The organism is Streptomyces sp. AN091965 (assembly GCF_022698285.1).
Lineage (GTDB): Bacteria > Actinomycetota > Actinomycetes > Streptomycetales > Streptomycetaceae > Streptomyces.
The window spans coordinates 6,417,750-6,441,420 of sequence record NZ_JALDMY010000001.1; the positions used below are offsets into that span (position 1 = coordinate 6,417,750).

A 23,671-nucleotide genomic window follows, 5' to 3' on the forward strand; every position below is an offset into this window, starting at 1 on the left:
GGGCACTCCCCCGCAGAAGGCGCGACCCCGGGCGCCCGGCCCCGCCGAGGCCGACGCCAAGTCGGTCGTGGAGACGGAACCGGACCCCGGCGCCTGATCCCTCGGCGCCCGGGGAGTCCGGTGGGACCGCCGGATCGATCCGCAGTTAGGCGCTCCACCCCCAACTGACCTGCGTGGACGGCCGATTGTCAGTGGTCGCCGATACGGTCTTGAGCATGAAGGTCACGTGGGGGAAGTGGTGGGCCGCCGCGCTCGTGGCGGTGGTGACCCTCGCCGGGTGCGGGGGCGGAGGCGACGGCCGGGACGGGTCCGGCACGTCGGCCCGTGGCGCGCGGCTGTCCGGAGCACCCGAGGTCGACTCGGAGCGCGACCTTCCGGAGCTGCCGCTGGACCGCTACGAGTTCAGTCGGCGGGACTACGACCGGCAGGAGGCCGCCACCCTGCGCCTCACCCAGGTCTGCATGAAGTCCTACGGCTTCGCCGACTTCCCCCTGCACTGGCGCGAGCGCGACGCCACCCTGGGCAGCGTCGCCGTCGCGGCGATCATCTCGACCACGCTCACCGGCTCGCTCGACCTGGACCGGGCCCGGCGCGTGGGGTACGGCGTGGACGGCGACGCCCTGAAGGAGTACCGCGAGCGGCGTCTCTCGAAGGGGCGCCTGGTCACCCAGGACGAGTACGCGGTGCTGCACGGCGTGGGCAAGGGCCCGAGCGGCGGCGGTTTCAAGGTCAACGGCCGCGAGGTGCCGAGCGGCGGCTGCTCCCAGCGCGGCACGCGGCAGCTGAGGGCCGACGTCAAGGACGAGCCGCGCATGACCTGGTACGTCACGAAGCGCCGCACGGCCCTCGACAAGGCCGTCGCCAAGGACCGCCGGATGCGGCGCGCCCTCGACGTCTGGGCCGCCTGCGTCGAGGACAAGGGCTTCTCCCGCTACGCCAGCCCGGAAGCCGCCTTCCGGGACAAGGCCTGGCGGCGGGGCGACGACGGGCGGACCGGGCGCACGCCCCGGGAGCGCGACACGGCCGTCGCCGACATCGAGTGCAAGCGCGAGCACAACACGGCGGGCGTGTGGTGGACCGTGGCCGCCGAGAAGCAGCGGTACGACATATCCCGGCACAAGGCGTCGTACGACGAGGTCCGTGCCGACCTGGAGCGGGTGCGGGCGGCGGTGCGGAGGGCACTCGCCTAGCGGCCGGTCACCGTGGGCGGCGCGCCCTGTGTCTGGCCACCGCGTCGTTGTTGGCACACCGCACCGAGCAGTACGCGCGGCGGCCCGCGCGCGAGGTGTCCACGAAGGCGCGGCCGCAGCCCGCGCGGGCGCAGCGGCCCAGGCGGCGCGCGTCCGCGTGGCACACGATGTACGCGAGCCCGGCCGCGGTCAGGGCGCGGACGTGGGCCGCGGGGTCGGCGCCGGGCGCGCTGTAGTGGAAGTGCGGGGTGCCGTCGTGCAGGGCGATGTACGGGCGGCTCGACGCCTCTTCGAGGAGCCGGTTGAGGCGGGCGCAGCGCTCCGCGAGGCCCTGCGGGCCGAAGCAGTCGGCGAGGCGGCGGGCCCAGGCACGGAGGTCCCGCCGCTGCGCGGGGCTGAGCGCGTGCTCCACGACGCTGTGCGCGGCGAGCAGGGCGGACGGGTCGTCAGCCGCCGCCGCGGCGCCGGGGTCTGCGCTTTTCGGCGCCGTGTCGCCGGGGCTTGCGTCGCCCGGGGCCGCGCCACCCAGGCCTGCGTCGTCCGGGCCTGCGTCGCCCAGGCCTGCGTCGCCCAGGCCCGCGTTGCCCAGGTCCGCGCCGCTCGGGCCTGCGTCGTCCGGGCCCGCATACGCGTTCACCAGGTCCGCGGCGAGCAGTGCGGCCTCGCCTCCGTAATGGTTGAAGTGCATAAGGGCATGACATCACGCTGGGCCCATGGGGAACACTCGCGCCGCGCGCGGCGCCCTCGGCCTGGTGCTCGCGCAGGTGGTCAGCCTCCAGGCGGGCGCGGCGGTCGCCAAGGCCGCGTACGGGCAGGTGAGCCCGACCGCCCTCGCGGGCATGCGGCTCGGGTTCGCGGCCCTCGTGCTGGGGTGCGTGGTGCGGCCCCGGCCCCGACGGTTCACGGCCGAGCGGTGGTGGGCCGCCATGGGGCTCGGCGTGGTGCTCGCCGCCATGAACACGGTGTACTTCCAGGCCATCGGGAAGCTGCCGCTCGGGGTCGCCGCCACCCTCGAACTGCTCGGGCCGCTCCTGCTCGCCCTGGCGCTCTCGCGCGGCCCGGCCCAGCTGTGCGCGGGGCTCCTCGCCCTCGTGGGCGTGCTGCTGCTCGCGGTGCCGGGCGGGGCGCTGCCGGTCGCGGGGCTCGCGCTCGGCGCGCTCGCCGCGGGCTGCCGGGCCGCGTACGTGGTGCTCAACCGGCGCGTGGGGCGGCTCTTCCCGGACTGGTCAGGGCTCACGGTGGCGCTGGCGGTGGGTGCGCTGCTGCTTGTGCCGGTCGCCGTGTTCAGCGACGGCGCGGCTGTCGCCCGGCACCCGGGCGTCCTCGCCACCGGTCTCCTCGTCGCGCTCCTGTCGTCCCTGATCCCGTACTCGCTGGACCTGCTCGCGCTGCGTCGCATCGATGTCCGCGCCTTCGGCGTCCTGCTGGCCCTCGGCCCCGCGGCGGGCGCGGCCGTCGGCTTCGCCGCCCTCGGGGAGCGGCTGAACGCCCGGCAGTGCGGGGCGGTGGCGCTCGTGGTGGTGGCCTGCGCGTGGGCGGTGTGGTCGGGGGACGGGGGCCGCACGACCAGGGGCGAGGGCCGCGCCACCAAAGTCGGAGGCCGCCCCGCCAAGAGTGAGGGCCGCACCACCGAGGCCGGAGGCCGTGCCGCGACGGGCGAGGGCCGCGCCGAGGCCGGACGTCGCCCGGCCAAGAGCGAGGGCCGCGCCACCGGGACCGGAGGCCGCTCCGGCAGGAGCGAAGGCCGTGGTGCTCAGGAGTGAGGCCGGGGCGGCCGAGGGGACGGGTCATCGCGCACGCGGGCTCACCGGTCGGTGGGGGCCGTGTGCATGATGGGCGCATGACCCGACTCGAAGGCCTCATCCGGTGACCGACACCCAGGCAGGCCTCATCCGCCCGGCCGACCCCGCGCGCCCCCGCCCCTTCGACGCCGTGCTCACCGATCTCGACGGCGTCATCCGCTTCTACGACATGTCCCGCCTCGCGGAGCTGGAGCGCGCGGCCGGGCTGCCCGAGGGAGCCACCGCCGAGATCGCCTTCGCGCCCGAGACCGATCTGCCGCTGATGCTCGGCCGGATCGGCAAGGACGAGTGGGTGGCGGCGATCGCCGCCGGGCTCGCCGAACGCCGGGGATTCGACGCGGCGCACGGCCGCGAACTGGGGCTCGCGCTGGCCGAGTCGGCGTTCTGGGCCGACCGGACGGTCGTGGACCTGCTGAGCAGGGCCCGCGCCCACGTACCGGTGTCGATCGTCACCAACGCCACGCCCTGGCTGGACGACGACCTGGCGCGGCTCGGCCTGACCGCCCTGGTGGACGACGTCGTCGGCAGCGCCGCGCTCGGCCTGGCCAAACCCGACCGGCGGATCTACGAACTGGCCGCCGAACGCGTCGGAGCCGCCGTCACGCGCTGCCTGTTCGTGGACGACCGCGAGGAGAACGTGGCCGCGGCCACCGCGCTCGGGATGAAGGGCGTGCTGTACCGCGGGCCGGACGACCTGCGGGCGGCCCTCGCACCCCTGCTCGGCTGACCCGGCCGCCCCACCCCGTGTCGCCCGCCGCCACCCGCGGCGGCCCCGTCACCGGGCCCGTCCGCCGGAGCAGGGCCGTCCGGTTCTCCGGTCCTGGTGCGGCATACGCGCGTTCATCTGTCTGTCCTCCACATCACACGCAGGGCCATGTCACATTCGGGCGGGGATCGATACCGTGGACGTACCGCTTCGTGATCTTCTGGTCGGCGCCGCCGCGCGGCGGGTGACGCACCGCCGTTCTCGGTGTGTCACTGCTTTGACGGATCGCGACGAAGGAATGTGACAGATGGACGGAAGAGATCTCCTGGCGGAGCGCTTCGAGGAGCACCGGCCCCACCTGAAGGCGGTCGCGTACCGCATGCTGGGCTCCCTGAGCGAGGCCGAGGACGCCGTCCAGGAGACCTGGCTCAAGCTCAGCCGCACCGACAGCGACGCCGTGCAGAACCTGGGCGGCTGGCTGACGACGGTCGTGGGCCGCGTCTGCCTGGACCTGTTGCGCGCCCGCCAGCAGCGCGGTGAGCAGTCGCTCGACGTGCCCGACACCTATGTGCCGGACCCGCAGGTCAGCGCGCTTCCGGGGCGCCGCGAGACGGTCGACCCCGAAGAGGAGGCGCTGCTCACCGACTCGGTCGGGCTCGCGCTGCTCGTCGTCCTTGACACGCTCAGTCCGGCCGAGCGCCTGGCGTTCGTGTTGCACGACATGTTCGCCGTGCCGTTCGAGGACATCGCGCCCATCGTGGAGCGGGCCCCGGCCGCGACCCGGCAGTTGGCGAGCCGGGCCCGCCGCCGGGTGCGCGACGCGGCGCCGGTGCCGGACCCGGACCGGGCCAAGCAGCGCGAGGTCGTCGAGGCGTTCCTCGCGGCGGCGCGCGGCGGCGACTTCGACGCGCTGCTCGAACTCCTGGACCCGGACGTGGTGCTGCGGGCCGACGGCGGCGAGGTCGCGGGCCTGTCGCGCCTGGTGCGAGGTGCCCAGGCGGTGGTGGCGGGGGCGCGTTCGTTCGCCACCGTCGCGCTCGCCACGCATCTGGTGCTCGTCAACGGCAGGGTGGGCCAGATGTCGGTGGTGGACGGCAAGCCGTTCTCCGTCGGCGAGTTCACCGTCCGCGATGGCCGGATCGTCGAGATCAACATCCTGGCGGACCACGACCGCCTCGCCGCCCTCCTGGACCCCGCCACGGTCACGGCCGTCACCGGGGAGGCCACGGACTGACGGGAGCCGTCCCCCGGCCCCGGGGGACGGCGTCAGCCAGCCTGGGTGCGCCGCGTGACCCGCTGCACGTACTCCTTCCGGTCCAGGGGGTTGTGGTCCGTGCGCGGGCGCTCCGGCGGTGCCCCGCGCACCGGCTCGTAGCGCTCGAAGGCGGACTCCATCTCGCCCTCACCGCGGGTGAGTCCGGGCAGGAGCTGCTCCAGCTCGTGCACGCGCGCGGCCGGGACCACGCCGTCGAGCACGTACGCCGAGCCGTGCACCGCCGGGGCGTGCGGCACCGCGCCGATCCGCCCGAGCACGGGCAGCAGGGTGCCGAACACATCGGCGGGCACGGTCAGCCGGAACCGGTGCACCGGCTCGTGCACCCGCGTGCCCGCCGCCCGCAGCGCGGCCATGAGGACGAGCGGCGTCAGCCGGCGGAAGTCCCCGGCCGTGCTCGACATGTTCTTGTCGAAGACCGCGTGCGCGTGGCTCTGGCGCGGCCAGTACCCGGAGCGCGTCAGGGTGACGAGGCAGTCGGAGACCTCCCAGCCGCGCACGCCCTGCCGCAGCGTCTCCCGTACGGTCTCCTCGACCGCCGCGAAGAACGCGTACGGCATCGAGCCCAGCTCGACACCGAGCCGGAACGCCACCCCCGACCCCGGCGGCGCGGGCTCCACGCGCAGCCCCACCGTGGCGAGGAAGGGGTTGGGGGCCGTGTCGATGACCTCGACGTGCGCGCCGGTCCCGACGACCCGCTCCACGCACAGCGCCGTGGTCGCGCGGAAGTCGACGCCGACGCCGAACTCCTCGGTGAGCGTGGTCTCGATGACCTCCTTCTGGACCTCGCCGTACAGCGACACGGAGACCTCCTGGCGCAGCGGGTCCTGGCGCAGGCCGATCAGCGGGTCCTGCTCGGCGAGCCGGGTGAGCGCGGTGTGCAGCGCGCCCCGGTCGCCCGGGCGGCGCGGCTCGACGACGGTTTCGAGGGTGGGCGGCGCGAAGTGCCGCCGCGGCGCGTGCCGTTCCGGTACGGCGCGCACCTCGCCGAGCACATCCCCGATCCGTACGTCGCCGAGCCCCCACACCCGGGCGATCTGCCCGGCGACGGCGGCCTCGCGGCGCACGGCCGCGCCCTGCTCGAAGACGCCGACCGCGGTGACCTTCCCGGGCTCCGCGCGGCCCCCGAAGGGGACCCGGTCGCGCACCCGCAGCGTGCCGGAGTACAGGCGCGCGTACGCCACCTTCTCGCCGGCGGTGCCCCGCTCGACCTTGAAGACGGTGCCCGCGAGCGGCCCCTCGGGGCTGCCGGTGGCCCGGGGCAGCAGCTCCTTGACGGCGTCGGTCAGCGCGTCGAGGCCGGTGCCCGTGATGGCCGAGCCGAAGAGCACCGGGTGCGCCTCGGCCCGCCGCGTCTGCTCCGCCAGGGCCGCGCGCAGCCGCGCGTACGTGAGGGCGGCGTGGTCGTCCGCGACGTACGCGGCGAGCAGCGCGTCGTCCCGCTCGGCGAGCGACTCGGCGAGGCGGGCGCGGAAGCGGGCGTCCCCGGGCGCGTGCCGCACGGCTCGCGCGCCCCGCGTACCGGGGGAGTGCACCGTGCCCAGGGCGACGGCGGCCGGGGTCAGTTTCCGGCCGATCTCGGCCAGTACGCGCTCGATGTCGGCACCCCGGCGGTCGACCTTGTTGACGAAGACGAGCGTGGGGAGGGCGAGCCGCCGCAGCGTGCGCATGAGCACGCGGGTCTGCGGCTGGACGCCCTCGACGGCCGACACGACGAGCACCGCGCCGTCGAGCACGCTCAGGACGCGCTCCACCTCGGCGATGAAGTCGGGGTGGCCGGGCGTGTCGATGAGGTTGACCGTGACGTCGTCGAGCGCGAACGACACGACGGCGGACTTGATGGTGATCCCGCGCCGCCGCTCCAGGGCGAGCGAGTCGGTGAGCGTGCTGCCGTCGTCGACGCTGCCGAGCTCGTCGACGACACCGGCGGCGTGCAGGAGCCGCTCGGTCAGGCTGGTCTTACCGGCGTCTACGTGCGCCAGGATTCCCAAGTTCAGAAGGGGTGAAGGGGTGTGCGACGGCACAGGGCGTCATGTCCTCGTGATGGGGGGCGATTCCTTTCCGGCGGGACATGGACGTCTGGCGCATCTGGGGTCTCCTGGTCGGGGAGCTGCGGGCGGGACACGACCAGTGCAACAGGGGGCGCGACGAAAGGGCAACCGATTTCGGCGGCCGCGGGCCGGGCCGTTGAAGGGGACGCCGAGCGTGCCGCTGGCCGGGTCATCGATCGGGTTGCCGAGAGGCTGGGCAGCCGGGCCGCGGCATGGCGAAGGGGCCCGGCCGGATCGCTCCGGCCGGGCCCCTCCACGGTGTGAACCGCCCTGGGATCAGGCCTTCTTGGTCTCCCAGAAGATGCGGTCGATTTCGGCGATGAGCTCGAGGGCCTTCTCGCCGGTCTTCGGGTCCGTCGACGCCTTGGCGGCCGACAGGGCCTTCAGGGTGTCGTTGACCAGCACGTGCAGCTGCGGGTACTTCTCGAAGTGCGGCGGCTTGAAGTAGTCGCTCCACAGCACCGAGACGTGGTGCTTGGCGAGCTCGGCGCGCTGTTCCTTGATGACCGTGGCGCGGGCCTGGAAGTGCGCGTCGTCGTTCGCGGCCATCTTCTCCTGAACGGCCTTGACCGACTCCGCCTCGATGCGGGCCTGGGCGGGGTCGTACACGCCGCAAGGCAGGTCACAGTGGGCGCTGGCCTTGACCTTGGGGGCAAACAGGCGGGAAAGCATTCAGCTGTCCTTCCTCGTGATCGTCTTCTCAGGTGGGACATTACTCCGTGAGAGACGCGTTTTCGCGAGTGCCCCCATGGGCTTAGGACAAAAGTCCAGGGTCACACTGGAACTGGTGGAGGATGGGACCGGGAGGTTGTCTGATGCCGGAAATGACGGCAGACGGGCGGGAGACACGCGTGCCGTTCCAGTTGATCGAGGTCGACGGACCGTCGATGGTGCCCACGCTGAATCCGGGGGACTGGATGCTGGTGCAGCACGGCGCGCGGGTGCGGCCCGGCGACGTGGTGATCCTGCGGCATCCGCTGCAGCAGGACCTGTTGGTGGTCAAGCGCGCGGTCGAGCGGCGGGACGGCGGCTGGTGGGTGCTCGGCGACAACCCGTACAACACGGGCGGCGACAGCAACGTCTACGGAGTGGTGCCGGAGGACCTGGTGCTCGCCCGGGTGCGGGGGCGCTTCCGGCCGCTCGGCAGGTTCCGCGAGGAGCGTGAGGCGCTGGGGCGGCGTCAGCTCTCGCTGACGGCGCTGGTCTCCTGGACCTTCTCCGCGGTGCGTCCCGTGCTCGCCGACCGCTCGCTCTCCAGGCGCTTGCGCGCGCGGTAGGCCGCCACGTTCGCGCGGGTCGCGCAGCGGTCGGAGCAGTAGCGCCGGGAGCGGTTGGTCGAGGTGTCCAGATAGGCGTTGCGGCACGGCGCCGCCTCGCACAGGCCGAGCCGGTCCACGCCGTGCTCGGTGAGGTGGAAGGCGAGGCCCATGGCCGCGATCGCCGCGTACCCGGCGGTGGCGTTCGACGGGTGGTCGGCCAGGTGCATGTGCCACAGCGGACGGCCGTCGTCGTCGCGGTAGTCGTGGCCGGAGATCTGCGGGCTCACCGGGAACTCCAGGAGCAGGGAGTTCAGCAGGTCCACGGCGAGGGTCTCGTCGCCGCCGTCCGCCGCCTCGAAGACCGACCTGAGCCGTGCCCGCACCGAGCGGAAGCGCGTCACGTCCGAGTCCGTGGCGCGCCGGGCCGCCTGCTGGTTGGCCCCGAACAGCTCGCGGACCGCCTCGACCGACGTCAGCGTGTCCCTGTTGCGCTCCGGCTCCTCGGTGTTGACCAGACGCAGGGCGTAGTCCGAGTAATAGGCCAGTTCCACTTGTAGTCCTTACCGGGGCGGGCTATCTTCGTCTGCGGGCGTGGTAACAGTCGATGTTCGATCGCGGGTGTTACCTGTCGAGGTTAATCGAGGGTAGTACGGGACGGAGGGCTTCCGGTGACGGAAACGGCTAGCGGTACGGGATTCGGAACCGACTGGCGTGCCTGGCAGGACAGCTGGGACCGGCAGCAGGAGTGGTACATGCCGGACCGCGAGGAGCGGTTCCGCGTCATGCTCGACATGGTCGAGGCCCTGGTCGGCCGCGAGCCCCGCGTCCTGGACCTCGCGTGCGGCACGGGCACCATCACGGCCCGGCTCCTGGCCAGGTTCCCCGGGGCCACCAGCGTCGGCGTCGACCTCGACCCGGCCCTGCTCGCCATCGCCGAGGGCACCTTCGCGGGTGACGACCGGGTCACCTTCGTGACCGCGGACCTGAAGGACCCGGACTGGGCCGCGCAGCTGCCGCACGACTCCTACGACGCCGTGCTCACCGCCACCGCCCTGCACTGGCTGTTCAGCGAACCGCTGGCCGCGCTGTACCACCGGCTCGGCGGGCTCGTCCGCGACGGCGGCGTCTTCCTCAACGCCGACCACATGCCCGACCCGACGACGCCGCGCCTCAACGCCGCCGACCGCGAGCAGCGCCACGCGCGTCAGGCCGAGGCCCGGGCCGCGGGCGTCCTCGACTGGGCCGACTGGTGGGCGATCGCCGCGCAGGACCCGGTGCTCGCGGGGCCCACGGCCAAGCGCTTCGAGATCTACGGCGAGCACGCGGACGGCGACACCCCGCCCGCCGAGTGGCACGCCCGCACCCTGCGTGAGGCGGGCTTCGCGGAGGCCCGCACGGTGTGGTCGTCGCCGTCGGACGCGATGGTCCTGGGGCTGAAGTAGGGACGTCGCGCGCTCGGCAGGAAGGGGCGGCCCGGATCTGGGGATCCGGACCGCCCCTTCCGCGGTTTCGAGGTCCCTGAGGCACCCCGCGAGGGCTACAGCACCTACAGGAGGCACCCCGCGGGGGCTACAGCGCCTACAGCACCTTCGACAGGAACGACTTCGTCCGCTCGTGCTGCGGATCCGTCAGGACGTCCCTCGGGTTCCCGGACTCGACCACCACACCGCCGTCCATGAAGACGAGGCTGTCACCGACCTCGCGCGCGAAGCCCATCTCGTGCGTGACGACGACCATCGTCATGCCGGACTCGGCGAGGTCGCGCATCACGTCGAGCACGTCACCGACGAGCTCCGGGTCGAGCGCCGACGTCGGCTCGTCGAACAGCATCAGCTTCGGGTCCATCGCCAGGGCGCGGGCGATGGCCACGCGCTGCTGCTGGCCGCCGGACAGCTGCGAGGGGTAGTTCTTCGCCTTGTCGGCGAGCCCGACCCGCTCCAGGAGCTGCCCCGCGCGCTCCCGCGCCGTCGCCTTGGACTGGCCCTTGACCTGGATCGGCGCCTCCATGACGTTCTCCAGGGCCGTCATGTGCGGGAAGAGGTTGAAGCGCTGGAAGACCATGCCGATGTCCCGGCGCTTCATGGCGACTTCGCTGTCCTTGAGCTCGTACAGCTTGTCGCCCTTCTGCCGGTAGCCGACCAGCTCCCCGTCGACGTAGAGACGGCCGGCGTTGACCTTCTCCAGGTGGTTGATGCAGCGCAGGAAGGTCGACTTGCCGGAGCCGGAGGGGCCGATGAGGCAGAACACCTCGCCGGACTTGACCTCCAGGTCGATGCCCTTGAGAACCTCTACGTGGCCGAACGACTTGTGGACGTTCTCGGCCTTCACCATGGCGGTCATCAGCGCACTCCCGAACGGTTGCCCAGCGACACCATGTTCGCCTTGATCTTCTGCCAGGGGGTGTCCGGCAGGCTGCGCGAGGAGCCGCGCGCGTAGTACCGCTCCAGGTAGAACTGGCCGACGCTGAGGATCGACGTCATGATCAGGTACCAGGTGGCGGCGAGGAGCAGGGCTTCGACGGTGGCGCCCGACGAGGTGCCGATGTCCTGGGCGTAGCGCAGGAGCTCGTAGTACTGGACGGCCGCCACGAGGGAGGTCGTCTTCAGCATGTTGATGACCTCGTTGCCCGTCGGCGGCACGATCACGCGCATCGCCTGGGGGATGATGATGCGTCGCAGCGTCTTGCCGTGGCTCATGCCGAGCGCCTGCGAGGCCTCCGTCTGGCCCTCGTCGACCGAGAGCAGACCGGCGCGGCAGATCTCCGCCATGTACGCGGCCTCGTTCAGACCGAGGCCCAGCAGCGCCGTCAGGAACGGCGTCATGAAGTCCGACCACTCGTCCTGGTAGATCGGCCCGAGGTTGATGTACTCGAAGACGAAGCCCAGGTTGAACCAGACGAAGAGCTGGACCAGGACCGGCGTGCCCCGGAAGAACCAGATGTAGAACCACGCGATCGACGAGGTCACCGGGTTCTTCGACAGGCGCATCACCGACAGGAGCACACCGCCCACGACGCCGATGAGCATCGAGAGGACCGTGAGGATCAGGGTCTCGCGGACACCCTTGAGGATGCGCTCGTCGAAGAAGTTGTCGGGGATGGCGTCCCAGTTGATGTCGCCCTGGGAGAAGGCGTAGATGATCGCGCAGAGTACGCCGAGGGCGAGCACGCCGGCCACGTAGCGGCCGTAGTGCCGCACCGGGACGGCCTTGATGGCCTCCGGCGTGGAGCGTGGCGGCTCGTCCTGGGGGCCGGGTGAGCCCGACTTGGTGATGTCCGTTGTCACGGGTGGTGCCTTTCAGCGACGAGGTGTGACGAGGGGTGCGGCAGGGCGCGTGCCTGCCGCGGGCCTTGGGTGGCTTCCGCCTTCCGGTGGCCGCGGGCCTTGGGTGGCCGCGGGCCTGCCGCGGCTTCGGCCCGGCGCGGGCCTTCGGCGGCAGCGCGGCCGCCGAAGGCCGGGGTTCCGCCGGTGGCGTGCCGGTGGTTGCGGGGCCCGCCCGCGGCCTTCCGGTGGCTTGCGTCGGTCTTGCGGTGGCTCGGGCCCGGCGACCGGTGGTCACGGGCCCGACGGGGGCCTGCCGCGGGGGCCACGGCCTTCGACGGGCCGCGGCGGGCGGTCAGGCGCCGCTCACTTGCCGCCGTTGACCTTGGCTTCCTTGACCGCGCCGGCCTCGACGCCCCACTCCTTGATGATCTTCTCGTACTGGCCGTTCGCGATGATCGCGCCGAGCGCGGCCTTGATCGCCTCGCGCAGCTTGGTGTTGTCCTTGGAGATCGCGATGCCGTACGGGGCCGCTTCCACCTGCTCGCCCACGAGCTGGAAGTCCTTGCCGCCGCCGGAGGTCTTCACCGCGTACGCCGCGACCGGGAAGTCCGAGGAGCCCGCGTCCGCGCCGCCCGAGCGCAGCCGGGTCTGGGCCTGCTGGTCGTTGTCGAAGGACTCGATGGAGATCTTCTTGCCGCCCTTGCACTTCTTCGACTCGGCCTTGGCCATGTCGTGCGAGACGGTGCCGCGCTGGACCACGATCTTCTTGCCGCAGAGGTCGGACCAGGTCTTGATGCCCTGGTCCTCGCCCTTCTTGGTGTAGATCGAGACGCCCGCGATGAAGTAGTCGACGAAGTCGACGCCCTTGCCGACCTTCTTGCCGGTCTCCTCGTCGACGCCCTCCTGGCGGTTCTTGGTGTCCGTCATCGCCGACATCGCGATGTCGTACCGCTTGGAGCGCAGACCGCCGAGGAGCGTGTCGAAGGTTCCGTTGTCGAACTGGAACTCCACGCCGAGCTGCTTGCCCATGGCCTCGGCGATGTCGGGGTCGATGCCGACCGTGTCGCCGTTCTTGTCCTTGAACTCGACCGGCGGGTAGGCGATGTCGGAGCCGACCTTGATGACGCCCTTGTTGCGGATGCTCGTGGGGAGCATGTCGGACAGCGGCGCGTCGACGACCTTCTTGCCGCCGTCGCCCTTCTTGTTGTCCCGCTGGTCGCCGCATCCCGTCAGGAGCAGCGAGCCGGCGACCGCGATCGCGCCGACAGCGACGATCCGGGACTTCGCGGACTTCGCGGCGGTCGTGCGACAAGTGGTGCTTGCGGTCATAGGGGTCCTCCGGCGGATGGGGAGTAGCCATGGGTCTGACATGGGGTCGTGCACACACCTTCGGGCGTCGCGACCTCGTGTGATGGTGCATCTTGCCATTCGGACCGTCCGATTCTGGGGGCCGGAGATGTCAAAATCGGATAACGGGTGATCCGGCGACCACAACGGGCCGGTACGCCTTGCTCATTGACGTGGTGGGGCGAAGCGGTGGCAACCACGGGATAACCACCCAATCTCGCTATGCGGACCCGCCGAACGGACCTTTGTCTCATTTAGGGATGAATCCCCGGCCTCCGCGTGCCCGTCCCGGGCCGGAAACCCGCCGTTCACATGGGGCTGCGACAGATATGGCTCGTCGGCGGCGGGAGGCATCCGGTAGAAAAGACGGTTACACCCCTCATCCGGGGCCAGGGCGCGTGTGCGGCGCGCCCGCGCGTCCGTTACGTACCTCCCGTACCGCTTCGCCGACAGGCGGAGGGTCGCGGGCCGCCAGGCCCGGGGCCTCAGCGCGGACGCGGTTCCCGCCCCACTTCTCCACCAGGAAGTGGTCCACCCTCAACCATGAACACTTAAGGGGTCAGACACAGTGGCAGCGGAGATCGTCAATCCTCGCAGCGACAGCGGTACGAGTACCGGTCACGAAGGCGCCGAAGAGCCCTTCGATCCGGCCTTCGCCCTGCATCGCGGCGGCAAGATGGCCGTGCAGGCAACCGTCCCGGTGCGGAACAAGGACGACCTGTCCCTCGCGTACACGCCCGGCGTGGCGAAGGTGTGCAGCGCCATCGCGGAACAGCCGGAGCTCGTCCACGACTACACCTGGAAGTCGAACGTCGTCGCCGTCGTCACCGACGGCACGGCCGTTCTCGGCCTCGGGGACATCGGGGCGGAGGCCTCCCTTCCGGTGATGGAGGGCAAGGCCATCCTCTTCAAGCAGTTCGGCGGCGTCGACGCCGTGCCGATCGCCCTCGGCACCACCGACACGGACGAGATCATCGAGACCGTGGTGCGGCTCGCCCCCTCCTTCGGCGGGGTGAACCTGGAGGACATCTCCGCGCCGCGCTGCTTCGAGATCGAGCGGCGCCTCCAGGAGCGGCTCGACATCCCGGTCTTCCACGACGACCAGCACGGCACGGCGGTCGTCACCCTCGCCGCGCTGCGCAACGCGGCGCGGCTCACCGACCGGACGCTCGGCGACCTGCGCGCCGTGATCTCGGGCGCGGGCGCGGCGGGTGTCGCCATCGCGAAGTTCCTCCTCGAAGCCGGGCTCGGCGACGTCGCGGTCGCGGACCGCAAGGGCATCGTCAGCCGGGACCGTGACGACCTCACCCCGGTCAAGCGGGAGCTCGCGGAGCTCACGAACAAGGCGGGCCTGAGCGGTTCCCTGGAGAGCGCGCTCGCCGGTGCGGACGTGTTCATCGGCGTGTCCGGCGGTACGGTCCCCGAGGTCGCGGTGGCCTCGATGGCGCCGAACTCGTTCGTGTTCGCCATGGCCAACCCGAACCCCGAGGTGCACCCGGACATCGCGCACAAGTACGCCGCCGTGGTGGCGACGGGCCGTTCGGACTACCCGAACCAGATCAACAACGTCCTCGCCTTCCCCGGCATCTTCGCGGGCGCGCTCCAGGTGCGGGCCTCCCGCATCACCGAGGGCATGAAGATCGCGGCCGCCGACGCGCTGGCCGACGTGGTCGGGGACGAACTCTCCGCCGCGTACGTGATCCCCTCTCCGTTCGACGAGCGGGTGGCCCCCGCGGTCACGGCGGCGGTCGCCGCGGCGGCCCGGGCCGAAGGGGTCGCCCGGCGCTGACGCCTTGGCCCCACCTCGCCGGGCGGGGTGGGGCCTTGCGTTGTCCGGCTGCGGGTTCCGGGGTGCGGGCCGCGGGTTCCGGGCTTCGGACTTCGGGCTTTCTGGCTGCGGGTTCCGGGCCGCGAGTTCCGGGCTTCGGGGCCGCGGGTGCGGTCCCTGGGCGGGGTGCGGCTGTCGCGGACTCAGGTGGCCGGGGTGTGGCGTGGGGGCCGGAGGCCCGGCGCGGACTCGGGCGGCCGCGGCGTGGCCTGGGGGCCAGAGGCGCGGGGCGGGGCCCGGGGCGGGCCGCGGTCCGGGCGGGCGCGGTGTGGGTCACACCCGTGGGCCGTTCCCAAGGTCCAGGGGCCGGACTACGGTCGGCGCCATGTTCGCTGCCTACGCCGCCCGCATCGACTCCACGCACCCCCTCAACGGCCTTGAGCTGGGTGACCGACCCGCCCCCGAGCCCCGCCCCGGCTGGTCCACCGTGAACGTCAAGGCCGCCTCCCTCAACCACCACGACCTGTGGTCCCTGCGCGGGGTCGGCCTCGACCAGGACAAGCTTCCGATGATCCTCGGCTGTGACGCGGCCGGGACCGACGAGGACGGCAACGACGTCGTCCTGCACTCCGTCATCGGCCAGTCCGGCCACGGCGTCGGCCCGCACGAGCGCCGCACCATCCTCACCGAGAAGTACCAGGGCACCTTCGCCGAGCAGGTCTCCGTGCCCACCTGGAACGTCCTGCCCAAGCCCGCGGGGCTCTCCTTCGCCGAGGCCGCCTGCCTGCCCACGGCCTGGCTCACCGCCTACCGCATGCTGTTCACCAACGCGGGCGTACGTCCCGGCGACTCGGTCCTCGTCCAGGGCGCGGGCGGCGGCGTCGCGACCGCCGCGATCGTGCTCGGCCGGGCGGCGGGCCTCAAGGTCTTCGCCACCAGCCGCGACGAGGCCAAGCGCAAGCGGGCCGTGGAGCTGGGCGCGGTGGAGGCGCTGCCCGCGGGCGCGCGGCTGCCGCAGCGGGTCGACGCGGTCATCGAGACGGTCGGCGCGGCCACCTGGTCGCACTCGATCAAGTCGCTCCGCCCCGGCGGCACCCTGGTGATCTCCGGCGCCACCAGCGGCGACCGCCCCTCGCACGCCGAGCTGACCCGGGTCTTCTTCCTGGAGCTGCGCATCGTCGGCTCCACGATGGGCACGAAGGACGAACTCGAAGACCTGCTCGCGTTCTGCGCGAACACCGGCGTGCGGCCCGTCATCGACGAGGTCCTGCCGCTGGACCGCGCCCGGGAGGGCTTCGCGCGCCTGGAGGCGGGTGACCAGTTCGGCAAGATCGTACTGACGGTCTGAGCGTCCCGGAGCCTCCCCGCTCACCCCTCTTCATGTCAACCAGGGTTGACATGAAGAGGGGTGTCAACCTACGTTGACACCTATGACCGAAGCAACGGATCTCGCCGAGCGCGCGGGCGACCGCGATCCCCGGGTCGGGCTGCGCGCCGTCACCGCGCTGCGGCGTCTCGTGGAGCAGCTCGAAGCAGTTCAGGTGCGCAGCGCCCGCCAACAGGGCTGGTCGTGGCAGGAGATCGCCGCCGAACTCGGCGTGAGCAGGCAGGCCGTGCACAAGAAGTACGGGAGGCAGTGATGTTCGAGCGATTCACGAGAAGTGCCCGGGCCGTGGTGACGGGCGCGGGCGAGCACGCCGAGCGGGCGGGCGCCGACACCGTCGACGCCGGTCATCTCTTGCTGGCCTTGCTCGACCTGCAGGGCAGCCGCGGCTCCTTCGCCCTGGCGGCGCTGGGGGCCGACCGGCGGCGTGAGGAGATCGCCGAGGCGTTGGCCGATGCCCGCCGCCGTGGCGGGCTCACCCAGGCGGACACCGAGGCGCTCGCCGGGCTCGGCGTCGACGTCGACGAGATCGTCGCCCGTGTCGAGGAGACCCATGGGGCGGGCGTCCTGGCGGGCGCCGGGACGGGGCGGGGGCGCAAAGGGATCGGTTCCTGGTTCGGCCACCGCCCCTTCGGACGGGAGGCCAAGGACACGCTGGTACGGGCCCTGCGGATCGCCACCGAGCGACGACAGCGCACCATCGGCGACGAGCACATCCTGCTCGCCCTCACGACCCGCCCGGGCATCGTGGCGGAGGTCCTCGGCGACCGGGGCGTGACGCGTGAGGCGTTGGACCGGGTGCTGACGTAGGGGTGGGCGGGGCGCAGTCCTGAGGTGCGGGTCGGTGGCGTGGCCTGGAGGTGTGGCTCGGCGGCGTGGCCGGGGGCCGGGGTCCTGGAGGGCGACTCCGTGGTGTGGTCGGGCGCGCGGGCCGGAGGCGTGGCTCGGCGGCGAGGGTCCGGTGGTGTGGTCCGGGGCGCGGGCTCGACGGGCCCCGGACCCCGGGTGCCCCCGAGTGCTCCCGGCAGCGCGGGCCCGTGGCGCGGCAACGCGGGTCCGTGGTGCGGCGGCGCGGGCCCGTGGTGCGGCCCCGGGCGTGGACTCGGCAGGCCCCGGTGCGCCGAGTGGCCTGGGTGCGCCGGGTGCCCCGGGCGCTCCCGGGCCGGGCCCGCCGCCCGGGGCGCCCGTCAGGGCTTGGGCATCCGCAGTATCGCCGTGACGTGGGCCGCCGCTTCCGAGAGGTGGCGGCGGGCCTCGCGGAGCTGGTCCGGGGAGACCCCGTGGTCGCGGGCCGCGTCACGGACGTCGTCGCGGAAGCGGTCGAGGAGCCGCTCCAGGTCGCGCGCGGGGTCCGCGCCCGTCGCCTCCTCCTGGGCCCAGTCCGGCAGATACTCCACCGGCACCTGGGCCTGCGGCGGCGTGAACACGGGGCCCGGCGCGGACGCCTTGGCGTGCTCTGCGGCCTCGTCCCCGGGCGCCCCTTCTCGCCCTGACGCCTTGGTCGTGCCGGAGGGCTTGCCCGGCTCGGAGGTCTTGCTCGTGTCAGAGGTCCTGCCAGGCTCGGACGCGGTGTCCTGGCCGGGTGCCTCGTCGTGCCGGGGGGCCTTGGCGCGCTTGCCCTCCGGGTCGCCGAAGCCGAAGTCCACGAAGTCCTTGCCGAACTCCCTGCCGAAGTCGCCGACCTCCTTGGCCAGCTCGGCGAGCCCTTCCCGCACCCCGGTGGGCCAGTCGCCGCGCGCGAAGTGCTCCTGCACGTGGTCCTGCACCCGCTGGGCCATGCGCTGCCACTCCTCCCGCGCCTCCTCGTGGGCCTGCTCCCGCGCGTCCTTGGCCTGGCGGCGGGCCCGCTGGGCCTCCTCGCGGGCCCGGCGGCTCTCGTCCTTCGCGCGCCGCGCCTGCTCCTTCCACTCCTGCCGGGCGCGGCGGACCTCCTCCTTCGCCTGGCGCCAGCCCTCGCTGTCCGTCCAGGCGCCGTCGAAGAGGTCACCGAGGCCCGAGTGGCCCGCGCCGGACCTGCCCGCCGTCCGGGCCTGCTGGGCCGCCGCCCGCATCTCGCGCCGCAGCTCGCCCGCCGCGCCCTGCACGCCGTCGCGGATCTCGGCGGCCAGCTCGGCGACCGACTCGCGGATCTCCAGCTCCAGATCGGCCAGCTCACCGCTGCGGCTGGCGAGCTCGGCGCGGCCCGCATCCGTGATCGAGTAGACCTTCCTGCCGCCCTCCGTGGTGTGGGTGACCAGGCCCTCCGCCTCCAGCTTGGCCAGGCGGGGGTAGACGGTGCCCGCCGAGGGCGCGTACAGCCCCTGGAAGCGCTCTTCGAGGAGGCGGATCACCTCATAGCCGTGGCGCGGGGCCTCGTCCAGGAGCTTGAGCAGATACAGGCGCAGACGGCCGTGGGCGAACACGGGGGGCATCTCAGAGCACCTTCTTGTCGGTCGGGGCGTCGGCGGCGGTGTCCGCCTCCGGGGTGCCGGTCGGGGTCTCGGGCCCGGCGTCGGCCGGGGGAGCCGAGGGCGGGGCGTCCGTCGGGGCGGCATTCCGCGGGGGCTCGTCGGTCTCGTACCGATCTTCCTCTACCGCCGGCCTGCGCAGAAGCGCGATCGAGCCGGAGACCGTCGTCGCCTTGAGCTGGCCGCGGCCGGATCCGAGCCTGCCGGTGATCTTCTTCGTGCCCCAGTGGCCGGTGATCCTGAGGTCCTCGAAGTCGCTGGAGACCGAGCCGCTCGTGGTGTCCGCCTCCACGTCCGCGTGTCCCGGGTGGGGCAGCCGGATGGCGATCTCGCCCGAGACGCTGCTGAGTCCGACGTCGGCAGGGCCGCCGACCGGGTCCAGATCCAGGATCATCGAGCCGCTCACCGATTCGGCCCGAACGGAGGACCCCGCTCCGTCGACGACCGTCAGGTCGCCCGAGACCGAGTTGAACCGCAGCTCCCCGGTGATGCCCTGGGTCTCGACGGCGCCCGAGACCGTCTCGGCCCGGACCGGCCCGGTCAGGCCGACCAGGGTGGAGTCGCCCGAGATGCTCCGCACCTCCGCCCGGCCCTCGATCCCGGTGACCACCGCGCCCGCGCCGACCACGCCCACCTCGACCTGGGTCCCGGCCGGGACGGCCAGCGACACCACCGCGCTGCGGCGCGCGCCCTTGGGGGTGAGCCAGCCCAGGAGGCCCTTCCAGGGCAGGTCCTCGTACACGACGGACAGCGTGCCGCCGGAGTGCGTCACGGCGAGCGGGGGACCCGAGATCTCGGACACCTCGAGCCTTCCGGTGTCGTCGCTCGTGCCCACCACGTTCACCGTGCCGTTCACGACGCGGACGCGCAGGCGCCTCACCGGCGCGTCGAACGTCAGCTTCCTGGGCTCATCGACGGACCACTTCGGCATGGTGACTGACCTCCTGGGGCGGCTCGGACACAACGCGCCATATCGCATCCTTGACTAGACACGATATATCGCGGATACGGAAAGTCAAGATGTACTTCTTCGCCGGAAACCGGAGGTCACCATTCAGCGGTGCCGCCCGGTGCTTCGGCGGTATCGGACGCCGCAGGCCCGAGCGCCAAACGGCATGGTTTGTCCTAGCGTGGGGCCATGTCCTCCGAGTCGACCCCCGCCCGCGCGACGGACCCCGCCGACGCCGCCTCCTCTCCCGGTGCGCTGCTGCTCTGCCGGGCCCGGCCGGACTCCGTGGAGACGGTCGCCCAACTGCTGCGCGAGCGGATGCTGCTCGCGTCCGCGGGCCCGGAGTGGAGCGTGCTCGTGCCCGAGGGCAAGCCGTGGCTGGAGGGTGGCGAGCCGGTCGACAGTGTGCTCGCCGGGTGGGCGACCGCGCTCGCCGTCGGCTCGCCGTGGCCGGTTCTCGCGCTGTGGTGGGACGCCGACCGCTCCGGCTGCACGCTCGCGGCGGGCTTCAGGCGGACGGTCGGCTATGTGTGGCTGGCGAACGGCACCCCGGTCGGCGAGGACGAGGCGATGCGGACGTTCGCCGCCCGGCTCGGCCTTGACCCGGTGCTCGACATGCAGGCCCTGGACACGCTGACCCGCCCCGACTCGGAGGCCGACGCGCGGGCCCGGATGCGCGGCCTCATCGCGGTCCTCACGCGCGTGGGGGTCGATCTGCCGCCCGGCCTGAGCCCGGGCGAGTCGGCCGACCGGCTACGGGAAGTGGCCCGCGTCCTGGACGGCGTACGGCACGTCGAGTGGTCGGGCTGGCGCGACGCGGTGCGCGCCGAGCTCGACGCGGTGGAGAGCGGCCCGCTGGGCCCCTGGCTGCGCGGGCCGCGGGCGAGGGCCCTCGCGGGTGCCCAGCTCGCGGCGGGCGTTCCGCTCCTCGCCTGGTCCCTGCGGCGGCGCGGCGGTGGCGGCTGGGCGGTGGCGGGCCTCGTCCTCGTGGTGCACGGGGTGCTGGGGTTCGCCTACGACCGGGCGCGGGAGCGGGACTAGCGGCGCCCGGCCCGGCCTTCGCGCGCCTTCAGCGGGTCGGCACCGCCCGTCAGCGTGTCCGTACCGCGTCGAGGACCAGGCCGAGGAGCCGGTCCGGGCGCTGCGGGTCCTCGGGCGTCCGCTCGTCCGTGCGTGCCGTCGACAGGGCGATGCCGACGACCAGGTGCAGTAGGTCGGAGGGGCTCAGATCGGGGCGTGCCGCGCCCTCTCGCTGAGCGCGGGTGAGGAGTGCCGCCACGGCGTCGTGGACGCGCTGGTGGCAGTCGATGCCCAGGGCGCCCGACTCCTCCAGCTGCTCGACCAGCAGAGCGCCGCCGAGGCCGTGGTTCACGCGCGCGTGGACGACGAACGCGTGCAGCCACTCCACGAGGGCGTCGTAGGCGGAGTCCGCCGTCAGGAGGTCGTCCGCGCGGCCGCACAGGGTGTCGATGCGGTCCTTCAGGACGGCCGCCAGCAGTTCGGGACGTCCGGAGAAGTTGCGGTACAGCGTGCCGGGTCCGACGCCCGCGCGGCGGGCGATGTCGTTCAGGGACGCCTCGGGTCCCGCTTCGGCGAAGGCCTCCCGCGCGGCGGCGACGATGCGCTCGCGATTGCGGACGGCGTCCGCGCGCGGGGCGCGGCCGTGGGCCGGGGCGACGGCCTGGAGGGCTGGTGCCTGCCCTGAGGACTCGGTCATCTCTGCGTTCCAGAGGGGTCGGGGTAGCTGTCCGGAGAACTTCTCCGTATCGTACCTCCACAGCTATCCGGAGAGGTTCTCCGGTATGAGTGGGAGGTGTCGACGTGCGAGGACTCCGCGGAACGGACGGGCTCGGGCGGGTCGGTGTCTGGACCTTCGCCTTCGAGGGGCAGCCCGCCGGACGGGTGCGCGAGGCGGCCGCCGAGATCGAGGAACTGGGCTACGGGGCCCTCTGGTACGGGGAGGCGTTCGGCCGCGACACGGTGGGGCAGGCCTGGCTGCTGCTCTCCGCCACGCGGCACCTTCCGGTCGCCTCCGGGATCGCCAACATCGCCTACCGCGAGCCGCTCGCCATGGCCAACGCCGAGCGCACGCTCGGGGAGGCCTTCCCCGGGCGGTACGTCCTCGGGCTCGGCGGACACCGGGTCGACGGCACCGTCATCGAAGTGGACGGCTATCGCGTCCCCGCGCGCGGGAGGGCGGTGACGACCATGAGGGCCTATCTGAACGCCATGGACGCGGCGCCCGCGCACGGGCCGGTGCCGGATCCCGCTCCCCACCGGCTCCTCGCCGCGCTGGGCCCGAAGATGCTGGGGCTCGCGGCGGAGCGCACCGGGGGAGCGCACACGTACTTCGTGCCCGTGGAGCACACCGCGAGCGCCCGCGCGGCCCTCGGGCCGGACGCCTTCCTCGCCGTGGAGCAGGCCGTCGTCCTCGACCCGGACCGGGCACGAGCGCGGGCCGTGGCCGAGGAGCACGTCGCCGGGTACGCGCGCGTGCCGCATCAGGTGGCGAGCCTGCGGCGGCTCGGTTTCGGCGACGACGACCTGCCGCCGGGCGGCCCGAGCCGCAGGCTCGTCGACGCGATCGTCGCCTACGGAGATGCCGACGTGCTCCACGCGCGCGTACGGGAACACCTGGACGCCGGGGCGGACCACGTGTGCATCCAGGTCCTGACGGCCGACGGGGCGTTCCCGCTGCGCGAGTGGCGCGAGCTCGCGCCGGTGCTAACGGCGGTGTCCGCCCGCCCCTAGGGCGTACAGCTCCGCCCACTGCCCCGCGGTGAGGTCCTTGGGCAGCCGCGCCGGGCCGATGCCGTGGCGGTCGAGCCACTCCTTCACGCCGCGCCGGGGGAGCTCCGGGCAGGCGGTGGCGATGATCCGGGGCAGGCCCCGGCCCCGGCCGGTGAAGACGCGGTGCACCAGGTCCTGGTAGGCCTTCAGGGCCGCGCGGTCCACGAGCGCGCGGTCGCGGCGGGCGATCGTCAGCAGGCCGCCGTCCACGTTCGGGCGCGGCCGGAACGCCCCGGCGGGGACCCGCCGCGCGAGCGTGAACGCGTACCAGGGCCACCACTGGGCCGTCATCAGCGTGGCCCCGCCGACGCCCGCCCGGCGGCGCGCGACCTCCCACTGGACCAGCAGGACGGCATCCGTCCAGGCCGGTGCGCGCAGGATGCGGCGGAGCATCGGCGTCGTCTCGTGGAAGGGCAGGTTCCCGACCAGGACGTGGGGCGTCGACGGCATCGCGTAGCGCAGGAAGTCGGCGGTGACGATCGTCGTCGAGCGGTTCGTGCGGCGCTCCAGGCGCGCGGCGCGACGGGCGTCGATCTCGATGCCCGTCAGGCTCCGGCCGAGCTCCTGGAGGGGCAGCGTGAGGGCGCCGTCGCCCGTGCCGATCTCGACGATCGGCCCCCGGGTGCGGGATACGAGGCCCACGAAGGCGTCGATCGTGGCCCGGTCGGTGAGGAAGTTCTGGCCGAGCTCATGGCGGCCGTGGTGGTACGAGGGGGTGGTGGTGCGGTGCGTGCGCACTGGGACTCCGCGGCTTCGAGGTGAGCCGGGCAGCACGAGGTGCCGCTCGGCGCTGACGCGCTGAAGCGGCGGAGCGTTCCGTTCCTGATGGTCACCGGGACGCGAGGCGTCCGGTGGCGCGGGAGAGTCCGACCGCCGCTACGGGCGGCGGTACCTCGTCACCGCGCAGGCGGCACTGGCTGCGATTCCACACATGCCGCGCACGGTAGGCCGCCCGCGGGGCGGGCGGCAAACGAATTTCGGGGCCGGCCGGGGTGCCGGGGCAGCCCCTGGGGCGCCGGGCCGTTGGTTGCCTGCCGGTTCGTCGTGGCTGGTCGCGCAGTTCCCCGCACCCCTTCGGGGGCGCTGGCCGGTCGCGCTCGCGCGGCGGAGCCGCATATCGGCACAGCCCCGCGCCCCTTCGGGGCGCTGCCGAGCCGGGACCCCTACTCGTCCTCGTCCTCGTCGTCGAGGCGCGCCAGCCACGTCGCCAGGCGCTCCACCGGCACCTCGAAGTCCGGGTTGAGGTCCACGAACGTGCGGAGCTGCTCGGCCAGCCACTCGAAGGTGACCTCCTCCTCGCCGCGCCGCTTCTCCAGCTCCTCGATGCCACGGTCGGTGAAGTACAAAGTCATGCTCCTGACGAGACGGGATGTGCCCGTTCATCGTAGGCCGCGACGCCGGTGGGCCCGGCCCCGAGTCCGAGAACTCGGGGCCGGGCCCAC

General features: G+C 73.0%; 24 protein-coding genes. 12 read left to right on the forward strand and 12 right to left on the reverse strand.

Going from position 1 to position 23,671, the window contains the following annotated elements; translation table 11 throughout:
• Positions 1-215: 215 nt before the first annotated feature.
• Positions 216-1,190 carry a hypothetical protein gene (locus MQV74_RS27410; RefSeq protein WP_242722824.1) on the forward strand — a complete coding sequence of 325 codons (975 nt, stop codon included), beginning with the start codon at positions 216-218 and terminating at the stop codon, positions 1,188-1,190.
• A gap of 7 nt (positions 1,191-1,197) precedes the next feature.
• Here MQV74_RS27410 and MQV74_RS27415 read toward each other — a convergent pair whose 3' ends face one another.
• Complete coding sequence (locus MQV74_RS27415) at positions 1,198-1,878, reverse strand: CGNR zinc finger domain-containing protein (protein WP_242722828.1); 681 nt, start codon at positions 1,876-1,878, stop codon at positions 1,198-1,200.
• Positions 1,879-1,903: 25 nt separating this feature from the next.
• Between MQV74_RS27415 and MQV74_RS27420 the strand changes: the two genes are divergently transcribed.
• The 3 genes from MQV74_RS27420 (at position 1,904) to MQV74_RS27430 (ending at position 4,932) form a co-directional block, all read left to right on the forward strand.
• Positions 1,904-2,953 (forward strand): EamA family transporter, encoded by a 1,050-nt coding sequence (locus MQV74_RS27420; RefSeq protein WP_242722831.1) that lies wholly within the window; start codon positions 1,904-1,906, stop codon positions 2,951-2,953.
• A gap of 103 nt (positions 2,954-3,056) precedes the next feature.
• On the forward strand, positions 3,057-3,719 hold the full coding sequence (locus MQV74_RS27425) for an HAD-IA family hydrolase (protein WP_374120705.1): 663 nt from the start codon (positions 3,057-3,059) through the stop codon (positions 3,717-3,719).
• A 286-nt stretch (positions 3,720-4,005) separates the two neighbouring features.
• Positions 4,006-4,932, forward strand: a complete 927-nt coding sequence (locus MQV74_RS27430; RefSeq protein WP_242722834.1) for a sigma-70 family RNA polymerase sigma factor — start codon at positions 4,006-4,008, stop codon at positions 4,930-4,932.
• 32 nt (positions 4,933-4,964) lie between these two features.
• Here MQV74_RS27430 and MQV74_RS27435 read toward each other — a convergent pair whose 3' ends face one another.
• Together MQV74_RS27435 and sodN are read right to left on the reverse strand one after the other, a co-directional pair.
• On the reverse strand, positions 4,965-6,968 hold the full coding sequence (locus MQV74_RS27435) for an elongation factor G (protein ID WP_242729196.1): 2,004 nt from the start codon (positions 6,966-6,968) through the stop codon (positions 4,965-4,967).
• Positions 6,969-7,298: 330 nt separating this feature from the next.
• Positions 7,299-7,694 (reverse strand): superoxide dismutase, Ni, encoded by a 396-nt coding sequence (gene sodN / locus MQV74_RS27440; protein ID WP_138961746.1) that lies wholly within the window; start codon positions 7,692-7,694, stop codon positions 7,299-7,301.
• Between the two features lie 143 nt (positions 7,695-7,837).
• Here sodN and sodX point away from each other — a divergent pair, with 143 nt between their 5' ends.
• Complete coding sequence (gene sodX / locus MQV74_RS27445; RefSeq protein WP_138961747.1) at positions 7,838-8,299, forward strand: nickel-type superoxide dismutase maturation protease; 462 nt, start codon at positions 7,838-7,840, stop codon at positions 8,297-8,299.
• Here the strand turns inward: sodX and MQV74_RS27450 are convergent.
• Positions 8,203-8,832 carry a CGNR zinc finger domain-containing protein gene (locus tag MQV74_RS27450; protein WP_242722837.1) on the reverse strand — a complete coding sequence of 210 codons (630 nt, stop codon included), beginning with the start codon at positions 8,830-8,832 and terminating at the stop codon, positions 8,203-8,205. The genes sodX and MQV74_RS27450 overlap by 97 nt on opposite strands.
• Before the next feature lie 117 nt (positions 8,833-8,949).
• On the opposite strand from MQV74_RS27450, the gene MQV74_RS27455 reads away from it, so the two are divergent.
• On the forward strand, positions 8,950-9,723 hold the full coding sequence (locus MQV74_RS27455; RefSeq protein WP_242722840.1) for a class I SAM-dependent methyltransferase: 774 nt from the start codon (positions 8,950-8,952) through the stop codon (positions 9,721-9,723).
• A 136-nt stretch (positions 9,724-9,859) separates the two neighbouring features.
• Here MQV74_RS27455 and MQV74_RS27460 read toward each other — a convergent pair whose 3' ends face one another.
• The 3 genes from MQV74_RS27460 to MQV74_RS27470 form a co-directional block, all read right to left on the reverse strand.
• Positions 9,860-10,621 (reverse strand): amino acid ABC transporter ATP-binding protein, encoded by a 762-nt coding sequence (locus tag MQV74_RS27460; RefSeq protein ID WP_278194235.1) that lies wholly within the window; start codon positions 10,619-10,621, stop codon positions 9,860-9,862.
• A complete protein-coding gene (locus MQV74_RS27465; protein WP_242722843.1) occupies positions 10,621-11,565 on the reverse strand; it encodes an amino acid ABC transporter permease in 945 nt (314 codons plus the stop codon). The genes MQV74_RS27460 and MQV74_RS27465 overlap by 1 nt, the downstream gene beginning before the upstream one ends.
• Positions 11,566-11,907: 342 nt before the next feature.
• Complete coding sequence (locus tag MQV74_RS27470; protein WP_242722846.1) at positions 11,908-12,873, reverse strand: ABC transporter substrate-binding protein; 966 nt, start codon at positions 12,871-12,873, stop codon at positions 11,908-11,910.
• Positions 12,874-13,459: 586 nt separating this feature from the next.
• Between MQV74_RS27470 and MQV74_RS27475 the strand changes: the two genes are divergently transcribed.
• The 4 genes from MQV74_RS27475 to MQV74_RS27490 all read left to right on the forward strand — a co-directional run bounded on the left by MQV74_RS27475 (position 13,460) and on the right by MQV74_RS27490 (position 16,853).
• On the forward strand, positions 13,460-14,680 hold the full coding sequence (locus MQV74_RS27475) for an NAD(P)-dependent malic enzyme (RefSeq protein ID WP_242722849.1): 1,221 nt from the start codon (positions 13,460-13,462) through the stop codon (positions 14,678-14,680).
• 364 nt (positions 14,681-15,044) lie between these two features.
• The gene (locus tag MQV74_RS27480) at positions 15,045-16,007 is read left to right on the forward strand and encodes a zinc-binding dehydrogenase (RefSeq protein ID WP_138961753.1); all 963 of its coding nucleotides are present in this window, start codon (positions 15,045-15,047) and stop codon (positions 16,005-16,007) included.
• A gap of 82 nt (positions 16,008-16,089) precedes the next feature.
• Entirely contained in the window at positions 16,090-16,299 is a 210-nt protein-coding gene (locus MQV74_RS27485) for a helix-turn-helix domain-containing protein (protein WP_030687611.1), read from the forward strand.
• Positions 16,299-16,853, forward strand: a complete 555-nt coding sequence (locus MQV74_RS27490) for a Clp protease N-terminal domain-containing protein (protein ID WP_242722864.1) — start codon at positions 16,299-16,301, stop codon at positions 16,851-16,853. Before MQV74_RS27485 ends, MQV74_RS27490 begins: the two co-directional genes overlap by 1 nt.
• Before the next feature lie 377 nt (positions 16,854-17,230).
• On the opposite strand, the gene MQV74_RS27495 is transcribed toward MQV74_RS27490, so the two are convergent.
• Together MQV74_RS27495 and MQV74_RS27500 are read right to left on the reverse strand one after the other, a co-directional pair.
• Positions 17,231-18,454: a PadR family transcriptional regulator gene (locus MQV74_RS27495; protein ID WP_242722867.1), complete on the reverse strand. Its 1,224-nt coding sequence runs from the start codon at positions 18,452-18,454 to the stop codon at positions 17,231-17,233.
• Between the two features lies 1 nt (position 18,455).
• Entirely contained in the window at positions 18,456-19,421 is a 966-nt protein-coding gene (locus MQV74_RS27500; protein ID WP_242722869.1) for a DUF4097 family beta strand repeat-containing protein, read from the reverse strand.
• A gap of 207 nt (positions 19,422-19,628) precedes the next feature.
• On the opposite strand from MQV74_RS27500, the gene MQV74_RS27505 reads away from it, so the two are divergent.
• Entirely contained in the window at positions 19,629-20,480 is an 852-nt protein-coding gene (locus MQV74_RS27505) for a hypothetical protein (protein ID WP_242722871.1), read from the forward strand.
• A gap of 49 nt (positions 20,481-20,529) precedes the next feature.
• On the opposite strand, the gene MQV74_RS27510 is transcribed toward MQV74_RS27505, so the two are convergent.
• Positions 20,530-21,156: a TetR/AcrR family transcriptional regulator gene (locus MQV74_RS27510; RefSeq protein ID WP_242722872.1), complete on the reverse strand. Its 627-nt coding sequence runs from the start codon at positions 21,154-21,156 to the stop codon at positions 20,530-20,532.
• Positions 21,157-21,260: 104 nt separating this feature from the next.
• Here MQV74_RS27510 and MQV74_RS27515 point away from each other — a divergent pair, with 104 nt between their 5' ends.
• The gene (locus MQV74_RS27515; RefSeq protein WP_242722874.1) at positions 21,261-22,190 is read left to right on the forward strand and encodes a TIGR03620 family F420-dependent LLM class oxidoreductase; all 930 of its coding nucleotides are present in this window, start codon (positions 21,261-21,263) and stop codon (positions 22,188-22,190) included.
• On the opposite strand, the gene erm is transcribed toward MQV74_RS27515, so the two are convergent.
• Positions 22,164-22,967 carry a 23S ribosomal RNA methyltransferase Erm gene (erm, locus tag MQV74_RS27520; RefSeq protein WP_242722876.1) on the reverse strand — a complete coding sequence of 268 codons (804 nt, stop codon included), beginning with the start codon at positions 22,965-22,967 and terminating at the stop codon, positions 22,164-22,166. The two genes, MQV74_RS27515 and erm, sit on opposite strands and share 27 nt — an antisense overlap.
• Before the next feature lie 425 nt (positions 22,968-23,392).
• Complete coding sequence (locus MQV74_RS27525; RefSeq protein WP_003961784.1) at positions 23,393-23,575, reverse strand: DUF6104 family protein; 183 nt, start codon at positions 23,573-23,575, stop codon at positions 23,393-23,395.
• Positions 23,576-23,671: the final 96 nt, after the last annotated feature.